Origin of the sequence: Micromonospora sp. AB353, from assembly GCF_049538395.1 — a bacterium.
In the GTDB taxonomy this organism is placed as follows: domain Bacteria; phylum Actinomycetota; class Actinomycetes; order Mycobacteriales; family Micromonosporaceae; genus Micromonospora; species Micromonospora aurantiaca.
In genome coordinates this window covers 1-10,561 of the sequence record NZ_JBMVFV010000128.1, presented here as the reverse complement: position 1 = coordinate 10,561, position 10,561 = coordinate 1, and the positions used below count along the sequence as shown (strand labels likewise).

13 protein-coding genes are annotated in these 10,561 nt (G+C 73.3%); 9 read left to right on the top strand and 4 right to left on the bottom strand.

Annotation, left to right across the window (positions count from 1 at the left end):
- Window positions 1-179 precede the first annotated feature (179 nt).
- On the top strand, window positions 180-674 hold the full coding sequence (locus ACPCK6_RS28410) for a hypothetical protein (RefSeq protein WP_145823883.1): 495 nt from the start codon (window positions 180-182) through the stop codon (window positions 672-674).
- 34 nt (window positions 675-708) lie between these two features.
- On the opposite strand, the gene ACPCK6_RS28405 is transcribed toward ACPCK6_RS28410, so the two are convergent.
- Window positions 709-1,776, bottom strand: a complete 1,068-nt coding sequence (locus ACPCK6_RS28405; protein ID WP_396880050.1) for a GlxA family transcriptional regulator — start codon at window positions 1,774-1,776, stop codon at window positions 709-711.
- A 70-nt stretch (window positions 1,777-1,846) separates the two neighbouring features.
- Here ACPCK6_RS28405 and ACPCK6_RS28400 point away from each other — a divergent pair, with 70 nt between their 5' ends.
- Window positions 1,847-3,145 (top strand): MFS transporter, encoded by a 1,299-nt coding sequence (locus ACPCK6_RS28400; RefSeq protein WP_423482732.1) that lies wholly within the window; start codon window positions 1,847-1,849, stop codon window positions 3,143-3,145.
- A gap of 50 nt (window positions 3,146-3,195) precedes the next feature.
- Here ACPCK6_RS28400 and ACPCK6_RS28395 read toward each other — a convergent pair whose 3' ends face one another.
- Genes ACPCK6_RS28395 through ACPCK6_RS28385 form a run of 3 tightly spaced genes read right to left on the bottom strand, consistent with a single transcriptional unit; the run spans window position 3,196 to window position 4,775 of the window.
- Entirely contained in the window at window positions 3,196-3,921 is a 726-nt protein-coding gene (locus tag ACPCK6_RS28395; RefSeq protein ID WP_423482731.1) for an RICIN domain-containing protein, read from the bottom strand.
- A 58-nt stretch (window positions 3,922-3,979) separates the two neighbouring features.
- The gene (locus tag ACPCK6_RS28390; protein ID WP_396880053.1) at window positions 3,980-4,264 is read right to left on the bottom strand and encodes a DUF427 domain-containing protein; all 285 of its coding nucleotides are present in this window, start codon (window positions 4,262-4,264) and stop codon (window positions 3,980-3,982) included.
- A 40-nt stretch (window positions 4,265-4,304) separates the two neighbouring features.
- The gene (locus ACPCK6_RS28385; RefSeq protein ID WP_423482730.1) at window positions 4,305-4,775 is read right to left on the bottom strand and encodes an aminoacyl-tRNA deacylase; all 471 of its coding nucleotides are present in this window, start codon (window positions 4,773-4,775) and stop codon (window positions 4,305-4,307) included.
- A gap of 93 nt (window positions 4,776-4,868) precedes the next feature.
- Here ACPCK6_RS28385 and ACPCK6_RS28380 point away from each other — a divergent pair, with 93 nt between their 5' ends.
- From ACPCK6_RS28380 to ACPCK6_RS28350, 7 genes are all read left to right on the top strand, one after another.
- On the top strand, window positions 4,869-6,254 hold the full coding sequence (locus ACPCK6_RS28380) for an FAD-binding oxidoreductase (protein ID WP_423482729.1): 1,386 nt from the start codon (window positions 4,869-4,871) through the stop codon (window positions 6,252-6,254).
- Window positions 6,251-7,594 carry a class I SAM-dependent methyltransferase gene (locus ACPCK6_RS28375; protein WP_396880056.1) on the top strand — a complete coding sequence of 448 codons (1,344 nt, stop codon included), beginning with the start codon at window positions 6,251-6,253 and terminating at the stop codon, window positions 7,592-7,594. Before ACPCK6_RS28380 ends, ACPCK6_RS28375 begins: the two co-directional genes overlap by 4 nt.
- A gap of 92 nt (window positions 7,595-7,686) precedes the next feature.
- Window positions 7,687-8,247: a winged helix-turn-helix domain-containing protein gene (locus ACPCK6_RS28370; protein ID WP_030273010.1), complete on the top strand. Its 561-nt coding sequence runs from the start codon at window positions 7,687-7,689 to the stop codon at window positions 8,245-8,247.
- Window positions 8,240-9,067 (top strand): SRPBCC family protein, encoded by an 828-nt coding sequence (locus ACPCK6_RS28365; RefSeq protein WP_423482728.1) that lies wholly within the window; start codon window positions 8,240-8,242, stop codon window positions 9,065-9,067. Before ACPCK6_RS28370 ends, ACPCK6_RS28365 begins: the two co-directional genes overlap by 8 nt.
- A 78-nt stretch (window positions 9,068-9,145) precedes the next feature.
- Window positions 9,146-9,379, top strand: a complete 234-nt coding sequence (locus ACPCK6_RS28360) for a zinc-ribbon domain-containing protein (protein WP_282312932.1) — start codon at window positions 9,146-9,148, stop codon at window positions 9,377-9,379.
- A 2-nt stretch (window positions 9,380-9,381) separates the two neighbouring features.
- Complete coding sequence (locus tag ACPCK6_RS28355) at window positions 9,382-9,558, top strand: hypothetical protein (RefSeq protein ID WP_396880058.1); 177 nt, start codon at window positions 9,382-9,384, stop codon at window positions 9,556-9,558.
- Window positions 9,559-9,630: 72 nt separating this feature from the next.
- The coding region (locus ACPCK6_RS28350; RefSeq protein ID WP_423482727.1) for a hypothetical protein at window positions 9,631-10,561 on the top strand (931 nt) is incomplete at its 3' end.

The window sequence follows — 10,561 nt, the reverse complement described above, 5'->3', positions numbered from 1 at the left end:
CAGTGCTTACCCGGACCACTACGCCCAGTGGGAGCAGCAGGCCGCCGACCTCGTCGCCCAGCACTGGAACAAGTAACACCCGCAGTGAAGGCCGGCACCCCGACGAGGGTGCCGGCCTTCACGCGTCCGGGTGAACCGCGCCCGGTAGCCGGGGTGGCCCCAGCGGCTGCGAGGGTTGGATGCGGGGCATGGACGAGGTGGACGCCCCGGCACTGCGGCAGGCGTACGAGGAGTTGTTCGCGGAGATCGACGCGGGCGGGTTCGGCCCACCGCCCGACGGGCAGTTGAGCGCCGAGCAGATCGTCGCGCACCTCGCCGCCAACGACGAGCTGATGAGCGAGGCGACGGAGGCGGTGCTGGCCGGGTCGCCGTTCGCCTACTACGACCTGGACACGATCCACCGTCCGCAACTGGACGCGCTGGTCTCCGAGTGCGGCGGGCTGGACGGCCTGGCCGCGTTGTTCCGGGCCACCAGCCAGAAGCTGTGCGCGCTGGCCGAGCGGCTCGGCCCGGCGGCGGAGACACCAGTGGACACGGTGCTGCGCGAGGGCTTCGACCTGGACGTGGACGACTCGCTGCCCTGGGGCAGGGCACTGGACCTGCACATCCGTGTGCACCTGCCGCTGCACCTCGCCCAGCTCCGCGCCCTGCGCCGCCAGCCCCACCTCGCCTGAGCCGCCCGAACCGCCGAGCCGCCCGAACCGTCGATCATGCAGTTGTGGCAGTGGACAACTCCGGCATGCCCGGCCTTCCAGGCGCCACAACTCCAAGATCAACGAGAGTGGAGCGCGGGGCGGAACGCGGGGCAGGAGACGGGCGGAACGTGCGGCGGTAGGCGGTGGGGGATACGCCGACCCGGGTGTGGAAGTGCTGGCGCAGCGCGGCGGTGGTGCCGAAACCCGCGTTCCGGGCGATCCGGTCCACGCTCAGATCAGTCGTCTCCAACAGCACCCGGGCGTGCTCGGTGCGCTGCTGGAGCAGCCACTGCGCCGGGCTGAGCCCGGTTTCTGAGCGGAAGTGCCTGGTGAACGTACGGACGCTCATTCGTGCGTGCGCCGCCATCTCGCGCAGCGACACCGGCTCGTGCAGCCGCTGCCGCGCCCACTCGCGGGTGGCGGCGGTGCCGTTGTCGGCGCCACGGGGCACGGGCCGCTCGATGTACTGGGCCTGCCCACCGTCGCGCCACGGCGGCACCACGCAGCGCCGGGCGGCCCGGTTGGCGACCGCGCTGCCGTGGTCGGTGCGGACGACGTGCAGGCACAGGTCGATGCCGGCGGCCACCCCGGCCGAGGTGAGCACGCGGCCGTCGTCGACGAAGAGCACGTCGGGGTCGAGCGGTACGCCGGGGTGCAGGCGGCGGAAGCGCGACGCGTACGCCCAGTGCGTGGTGGCCGGGCGGCCGTCGAGCAGGCCGGCGGCGGCGAGCACGAACGCGCCGGTGCAGATGGACATGACACGGGTGCCCCTGTCGTACGCGGCCCGCAGCGCCTGGGCCACCTCGGCGTCGATCGTGCCGTCGTGCAGCGGTGTGCCGGAGTGGATGCCGGGGACGATCACCGTGTCGGCGCGCTCCAGCAGTTCCAGGCCGTGATCGGGGAGGACCTGGAAACCGGCGCTGCTGCGTATCGGCAGCCCGCCGGGCGTGCAGGTCGCCACCGCGTACAGCGGGGTGCTGTCGTCGGCGCGGGCGGCGCCGAGGACCTGGGCGGGGGTGCCGAGGTCGAGCGCCACCACGCCGTCGAGGGCGAGGACGGCGACCCGGTGCGGTACGGACATGGCCCGATTATTGCGCACGATGGCTTTCCGGCCACTCGTGGCGGGCACCACCCGGCCCGAGACTCGGTAGGTGACCCGATCCCGCCTGCACCCGGCCTGGCTCGTCGCCGCCGTCGCCTTCGTCGCGCTCGTCGGCGCCGCAGGCTTCCGCGCCACCCCGGGCGTGCTGCTGCACCCGCTGCACGCCGAGTTCGGCTGGCCGCTGGCGACCATCTCCGCCGCCGTCTCGGTCAACCTGCTGCTGTACGGCCTCACCGCGCCGTTCGCCGCCGCGTTGATGGACCGCTTCGGCATCCGCCGGGTGGTGGCCGGCGCGCTGGTGCTGGTGGCCGCCGGCAGTGGCCTGACCGTGGGTATGACCCAGAGCTGGCAGCTCCTGCTGTGCTGGGGCGTCCTCGTCGGGCTGGGCACCGGCTCGATGGCGCTGGCGTTCGTGGCGACGGTGACGGGGCGCTGGTTCGTCAAGCGGCGGGGCCTGGTGACGGGTGTGCTCACCGCCGGGGGCGCGGCCGGGCAGCTCGTCTTCCTTCCGCTGCTCGCGGTGCTGGTCCGCGACCACGGCTGGCGCACGGCGGCACTCGTCGTCGCCGGGGCCGCGCTGGCGGTCGTACCCCTTGTGGTGTGGTTGTTGCGGGAGCATCCGGCGGACCTGGGGCGGCCCGCCTACGGCGCGACCGAGGTCGTGCCGCCGGCGCGGCCGGAGGGCGGCGCCGCGGCGCGGGCGGTCGGCGCGTTCGCCGCCGCCGCGCGGACGCGGCCGTTCTGGCTGCTCGCCGGCGGTTTCGCGATCTGCGGCGCGACGACGAACGGCCTGGTCGGTACGCACTTCGTGCCGGCCGCCCACGACCACGGCATGCCGGAGACCACAGCGGCCGGGCTGCTCGCCGTGGTCGGGCTCTTCGACATCGCAGGCTCGATCGCGTCCGGCTGGCTCACCGACCGGGTGGACGCCCGGCTGCTGCTCGGCGCCTACTACGCGTTGCGCGGGGCGTCGCTGCTGGTGCTGCCGAGCCTGTTCGCCGGTACTGCGGAACCGAGCATGCTCGTCTTCATCGTCTTCTACGGGCTGGACTGGGTGGCGACGGTCCCGCCGACGGTGGCGCTGTGCCGGGAGTGGTTCGGCGCGTCCGGCGCCGTGGTGTTCGGCTGGGTGTTCGCCGCGCACCAGTTCGGCGCCGCGCTCGCGGCCACCGGGGCCGGTCTGGTCCGGGACCGGCTCGGCGACTACGCGCTGGCCTGGTACGTGGCGGGTGCGCTGTCGGTCGGTGCGGCCGGGTTGTCGCTGCTGCTGCGGCGCCGTCCCGCCGACGAGCCCGCGTTCGCGCTGCCGGCGGTCGCGGGCCGGCGGGCCTGGAGCTACCGGGGCTGACGGGCCGGCGCTACCGGGGCCGGCCGGTCAGCGTCACCGGGGCCGGCCGGTCAGCCGGCCGCCCACTGCTGCTCGGGTGCGCCGCTGCACGGCGCCTGCTCCAGTTCGCGGCCGGGCTCGGTGCCCGCGTCGTCGACCTGCGCGCACTTGCCGCTGTGCACCGCCACGAGCAGCGCCGCGCCGTCACCGGCCTGCTGGAACCGCCACTGCTGGTTGGCCTGCCCGTTGCAGGACCACTGCTGCACGTCCGCGCCGTCGTCGGTCTTGGCCTCGTTGACGTCCAGGCACTTGCTGCTCGCCGCGTTGACGAGCAGGTAGGTGTCGTTGGTGACCGGCGTGACCACCCACTGCTGCTCCGGCCCGCCGGTGCAGTCGGCGAGCGCGGCCTGCGCGCCCTCGGCCTCGTCACCGGTCACGCCGAGGCAGCGCCCGGACGGCACGCCGCGGAGCACCTTCGGCGTGGCCACCGGCGCGGCCGGTGTGGTCGGCGCCGCGCTCGGGGAGGGCGACGTCGACGGCGTGGGCTCCGCCGTGGGTTCCGCGCTCGGTTCGCTCGGCGCCGCGGTGGGCACTGCCGCCGCCGGCACCACCGGCCGGTCGGAACCGCCGCCGAGCACGCCGGTGGCGAAGAAGGCCCCGAGGAGTACGCCCGCCACGCCGACGCCCAGCGCGACCCGCATCAGCGGGTCCTGGGGCAGCCGGACGCCCCGGGCGCGCCGGGTGCGGCGGGCGCCGCCGTAGACGGTGCCGGACGGGTCGGAGTGCGGGTCGGCCATGGGAGCATGGTGACCCACCGGGGCCGCCGGGTGCCAGTCGCCCCGGCGGCACGGTGACTCAGTCGACGACCCGGACGTCCTTCCAGAACGCCACCCGGTCGCGGACCATCTCCGCCTCCGGCTTGGGGTCGGGGTAGTACCAGACGGCGTCCGGGCTGGTGGCGCCGCCGTGTTCGAGCGTGTAGTAGGAGGCCGTGCCCTTCCACGGGCAGACCGTGTGGGTGCCGGACTCCCGGATCAGGTCGTCGCGCAGCGCGGTACGGGGGAAGTAGTGGTTGCCCTCGACCACCACTGTGTCGTCGCTCTCGGCGACGACGAGGTCGTTCCAGACGGCTTTCGGCATGTCCTCCACGCTATGCCGGTGGCCGCGTACCGGCCACCGTTCAACGCGTCGGCTCCTCATCGGTCACGTCGGCCACCGTCGCGGCGAGCGCGGCCAGCGCGGTGTCCGCGTCGACGGCGACGGCGAGGCCGTGCTCGCCCGCGCCGAGCGTGATCTCCCGGCCGCGCAGCCGCTCGTCGGCGACCACCGGCCAGGCGGTGGTGGAGCCGAACGGCGTGATGGTGCCGCGCGCGTACCCGGTGGCGGCCTTCGCCGCCTCGGCGTCGGGCATCGACAGCCGGCTCACCCCGAGCAGGGCGCGCAGCTTCGGCCAGGAGATCACCCGGCCGCCGGGCGTGAGCACGAACAGCAGGTCGCCCTCGCCGCGGCGGACCACGATCGTCTTGACCACGTCGGGCACCTCGACGCCGCGCGCCGCCGCCGCCTCGGCGAGGCTCGCGACCGGGCCGTGGCGGATCACCCGGTACGGCAGGCCGGCGTCGTCGAGAGCGGTCAGCGCGGGATTCGGCATGGCGGTCACGGTAACGCGCGCGTCGTCGGCGAGTCGCCGAAAGGCCACCGTGGACATCCCACGAATTGTCGTACCCGAGCGTAAGGTGATCTCATGCACGCTGTCCGTGATCATGAACGGGCGGTGGACACGCTGCGGCGCTCCTACGCCGCGGTGCCCGCCGGGGAACCCGTACGGCTGGCCAAGCAGACCTCGAACCTGTTCCGGCCCCGCTCCGCGCCGCGTACGCCCGGCCTGGACGTGAGCGGCCTGACCGGGGTGCTCGCCGTGGACCCGGCGGCCCGCACCGCCGACGTGCAGGGCATGTGCACGTACGAGGATCTGGTCGACGCGACACTGCCGCACGGCCTGATGCCGCTCGTCGTGCCGCAGTTGCGCACCATCACGCTGGGCGGCGCGGTGACCGGGCTGGGCATCGAGTCCACCTCCTTCCGCAACGGCCTGCCGCACGAGTCGGTGTGGGAGATGGACGTCCTCACCGGCGCGGGCGAGATCGTCACGACCCGGCCGCAGGGTGAGCACGCCGACCTGCACCGCGCCTTCCCGAACTCGCTGGGCAGCCTCGGCTACGCGACCCGGCTGCGCATCGAGCTGCAACCGGTCCGCCGGTACGTGTCGCTGCGCAACATTCGGTTCACCCGGCTGGAGGAACTGGTCGACGCGATCGGCGAGGTGGTCGCCAAGGGCGCCTGGGGCGGCGAGCCGGTCGACGCCATGGACGGGGTGATGTTCAGCCCCGGCGAGGCGTACCTCGTGCTCGGTGCGTTCACCGACGAGGCCGACGACGGCCCGTCCGACTACACCGGTCAGGAGATCTACTACCGCTCGCTGCGCCGGCGCACCCGGGACACGCTCACCGCGTACGACTATCTCTGGCGCTGGGACACCGACTGGTTCTGGTGTTCGGCGGCGTTCGGGGTGCAGCACCCGGTGGTGCGGCGGCTGTGGCCGCGGCGCTACCGGCGCAGCGACGTCTACCACCGGATCGTGCGGCTGGAGCACCGGCACCAGGTGGCCGCCCGGGTCGACAGGTGGCGGGGCCGTCCGGCCCGCGAGCGGGTGGTGCAGGACGTGGAGGTCCCGCTGGACCGCACGCCCGAGTTCCTGCGCTGGTTCGCCGCGAACGTGGGCATGACGCCGGTGTGGCTGTGCCCGCTGCGGTTGCGGGAGCCGTCCGGTCCCGGGTCGGCGAAGGCGTGGCCGCTATATCCGCTCCAACCGGGCGAAACGTATGTGAACATCGGCTTCTGGGGGAGCGTGCCCATCGCGGCGGGCGCCGCCGACGGCGACGTCAACCGCCAGATCGAGCGCATGGTGTCGGAGGTGGGCGGCCACAAGTCGCTCTACTCCGACGCGTACTACGACCGGGGCGAGTTCGACCGCCTCTACGGCGGGGACACCTGGCGTGCCGTGAAGGACCGCTACGACCCGGACCACCGACTCACCGGACTGTACGAGAAGGCGGTAACCCGAGCATGAGTCTGACCGACCGAACACCGGGGGCGGCGAGCGCCCCGGCCGGCCCGCCGGCGGGCGGGCGGCGTACCGGACCCACAGTCGCGGACGTGGTCCGCGCGGTCACCACCGGCGACCTGCCCGTCCGGGTCACCGGCTACGACGGCAGCGAGGTGGGCCCGGCCGACGCCGGGATCACCCTGGCGATCCGCACCGAGCGGGGCCTGTCCTACCTGCTCACCGCGCCGGGCGACCTGGGCATGGCTCGGGCCTACGTCAGCGGCGACCTGGGGCTGGAGGGGGTGCACCCGGGCGACCCGTACGAGGCGCTGCGGGTCATCAAGGACGAGGTGCCGCTGCGGGTACCGGCGATGAGCGAGGCGCTCGCGCTGGTCCGGGGCCTGGGCTGGGAGCGGCTGCGCCCGCCGCCGCCCCCGCCGCAGGAGGCGGCCCCGCGCTGGCGGCGGCTGATGACCGGGCTGCGTCACTCGCGTACCCGGGACAGCAGCGCGATCTCGCACCACTACGACGTGTCGAACGCCTTCTACGAGAAGGTGCTCGGGCCGTCCATGACGTACACCTGCGCGGTGTTCCGCAGCCCCGGCGACACGCTGGAGGAGGCGCAGCGGAACAAGTACGACCTGGTCGCCGGCAAGCTGGCGCTCAAGCCGGGGATGCGGCTGCTGGACGTCGGCTGCGGCTGGGGCGGCATGGTCCGGCACGCGGCCCGCGAGTACGGCGTCAAGGCGCTCGGTGTGACGCTGTCGAAGGCGCAGGCCGAGTGGGCGCAGGCAGCGATCGAGCGGGAGGGGCTGAGCGAGCTGGCCGAGGTGCGCCACCTGGACTACCGGGACGCGCCGCGTGAACAGTTCGACGCGATCTCCTCGATCGGGCTGACCGAGCACATCGGCGTGCGCAACTACCCGGCCTACTTCGGCGCGCTGCGCTCCCGGCTCAAGCCCGGCGGGCGGCTGCTCAACCACTGCATCACCCGGGCCGACAACCGGGCGCCGCACCGCTCCGGCGCGTTCATCGACAGGTACGTCTTCCCGGACGGCGAGCTGGCCGGTCCGGGCCGGCTGATCAGCGAGATCCACGACGCCGGGTTCGAGGTGCACCACGAGGAGAACCTGCGCCAGCACTACGCGCTGACGCTCGCCGGCTGGTGCCGCAACCTGGTCGAGCACTGGGACTTCTGCGTCGGCGAGGTCGGGCCGGGCACCGCGAAGGTGTGGGGCCTCTACATGGCCGGCTCCCGGCTGGCGTTCGAGCGCAACGGCATCCAGTTGCACCACGTGCTCGCCACGCACAACGGCCCGGAAGGGGTGAACGGGTACCCGCTGCGTCCGGACTGGACGCCCTGACCCGGTCGTACCGACGAAAGGCCGCGCGGTCCGCGCGGCCTTTCGTCGAAGCCATTGACAAAGAAGTTTTGTACGTACAAACTGATTTTGCCATGAGAGACGTCCTGTACCTGGAACAGCGCGAGCAGGCCGAAGTCCTGCTCAAGCCGCAGCGCATCGAGGTGCTGCGGCAACTGGCCGAGCCCCGCACCTGCACCGAGGTCGCGGCCCGGCTGGAGCAGACGCCGCAGCGCGTCTACTACCACGTCAAGCAGCTCGTCGCGGCCGGGCTGGCCGAGCAGGTGGCGCAGCGGCAGGTGCGCGGCATCACCGAGGGCATCTACCAGGCCGTCGCCCGGTCGTACTGGCTCTCGCCCCGCCTCGTCGGCCGCATCGGCGGCACCCGTCGGGCCCGCGACGAGCTGAGCCTGGGCTACCTGCTCGACCTCATGGAAGAGGTCCAGGCCGACATCGCCGCCCTCGACCGCGCCGCCCCCGAACTGCCGTCCATCGGCGTCTCCGGCGAGATCCGGGTGCCCGCCGAGCGGCGGCAGGAGTTCCTGCACGACCTGCAGACCACGCTGCAGGACCTGTTCACGCGCTACGGCGGCGCCGAGGGAGACGCCTTCAAGCTCGCCGTGGCCTGCTACCCGAAAGGCGACACGCATGACTGAGCCGATGACGATCCGCGCCCGCCTCGCCGCGCCGGTGGCCACAGTCCGCCGGGCCCTGACCGACCCCGCCGAGCTGCGCGTCTGGCTGGCCGAGCACGCCGAGGTCGAGCTGCCCCGGCGGTACGAGTTCTGGGGCCGCTACACGCCCGACGGTGACGCGCCACACCAGCGGCTGCTGCACGTCGACGACCGGACGCTGCGCTTCGCGTGGACGCTCGACGGGGTCGAGACCACCACCGAGTTCGAGCTGGAGCCCGACGGCGACGGCACGATACTCACGCTGCGGCAGAGTCACTTCGACTACGCGGAGGCGATGAGCGGCAGCAGCATCCGGGGCGTGCTCCAGACGTTCTGGTACCTGGCGATCGCCCACCTCAACGACCACCTGGACGGCCGGCCGCTGCTGCCGCGTACCGACTTCACCTCCGCCGACATGCGCGGCGAGATGGTCATCGACGCCCCGATGGACAAGGTGTGGACGTCGCTCACCGACTCCGAACAGGTCACCGCCTGGTTCGGCTACCCGATCGGCGTCGAGCCCTGGGAGGGCGGTCGGTACGCGATGGGCGGCCTCGACGCCGGTCAGGCCGCGAAGGTGTTCGACGTGACGCCGGGGCGGGCGCTGTCCGTGGACTGGGGACCGGTCGGCGTGACCTCCTGGGAACTGGAGGAGTCCGACGGCAGGACGAAGCTGACGTTCGTGCAGTCCGGCTTCGACGAGGGCAACCCGCCGTACGCGGCGTGGAGCGGGAACGTGGCCGGGTGGGCCGAGCTGCGGCGCTTCCACGAGGTGCCCAACTGGAAGCCCCTCTGGCTGTAAGGAAGGGCCCCCTCTTAACGCCTCCGGTAGAGGAGGGGGCCCCTTTTAACACGGGCGCCGGGTGGGTAATGCCGGGCGATGTTCTTCATCTTCGGGCTGCGGACCAAGGTCGTCCGGTCCGGCGTCGTCACCGCTGTCTGCCGCAACTGCGGCAACCAGGCCGCCCAGGTGATCACCCGCCGGGTCACCAAGTTCAGCCTCTTCTTCATCCCGCTGATCCCGCTGCGCACCCGGTACGCGCAGCAGTGCACGTTCTGCGGCGCCGAGTACGACATCTCCCGCGCCGAGGCCGAGCGCCTCCCGGTCGGCTGACAGTGACCCGTTTCCTCTACTGGCTGATCGGCCGGCAGCCCGCCGCCCCGATCGCCCCGCCGGTGCACACCGCCGCCCGTCCACCCTGCACGCCCGGGCGCCGGCACCGCCGCCGCAGCCGTCGGGTCGCGGGCGCGCAGTCGCCCCGCTCGCCCTGGAACCGCTCCGCCGGCCGCTGACGGGTCGTGTTAATAAGGGGCCCTTCCTCTACCGGAGGCGTTAACAAGGGGCCCTTCCTTACACTTCATCGGGTGGAAGATCGGCTGGCGCAGATCAGGGGTGGTGGGCCGCCCCGGCGGCACAACGCCCGTACCATCGCCGCGCTGACCGGCAACCCCGGCTGCACCCGCCGCGCCGTGCTGGACAGCGCCGGCGCGGACAAGCCGGCGCTCGCCGAGCGGCTCGGCTTCCCGGCGAGGTTCGGCCAGTCCCGCTTCGCGATCACCCGGGGCAACGCGTTCGAGGCCCAGGTCAAGGCCGACGGCGGGGCGGAACTGCTGCGTCTGGTGGCGGAGCGGCTCGGCGTACCGGTGCCGGCCGATGCCACCTGGACCGACCTCGGTGCCGACGACGACCGGCCGGAACGGTCGCGGGTGGCGCTGACCGCGAGCGGCGACGGCCCGGCGCTGTTCGACCATCCGCTGCTCGGCCTGGACGTGGCGGGTACCCGGGTGCACCTGGAACCGGACCTGGTGGCCGCCCGGCTGGACGGCCGGTTCCACGTCGTGGAGATCAAGTCGTTTCCGGTGATCGACGGGCAGGCCGACCCGGGGAAGGTGGCCGCCGCCGCGATCCAGTCCGCCGTCTACGTACTGGCGCTGCGCGAGCTGCTCGCCGCCGAGGGGCGCGACCCGGAGCTGGTGTCGCACGAGGTGGTGCTGGTCTGCCCGCGCGACTTCGCCAACCAGCCGGTGGCCAGCCTGCTCGACGTGCGCCGGCAACTGCTGGTGCTGCGCCGCCAGCTGGCCCGGATGGCCCGGGTGGAGGAGCTGCTCGCCGCCGTACCGGCCGGGTTCACCGTCGACCCGGCGGCCGATCCGGCCACGCTCGCCGCCGCGCTGCACCGTGTGCCCGCCCGTTACGCACCGGACTGCCTGGCTGCCTGCGAGCTGGCGTACTTCTGCCGGCACGAGGCGCGCGGCCGGACCGGCGCGCTGGGCCGGCCGGTCCGCGAGGCGCTGG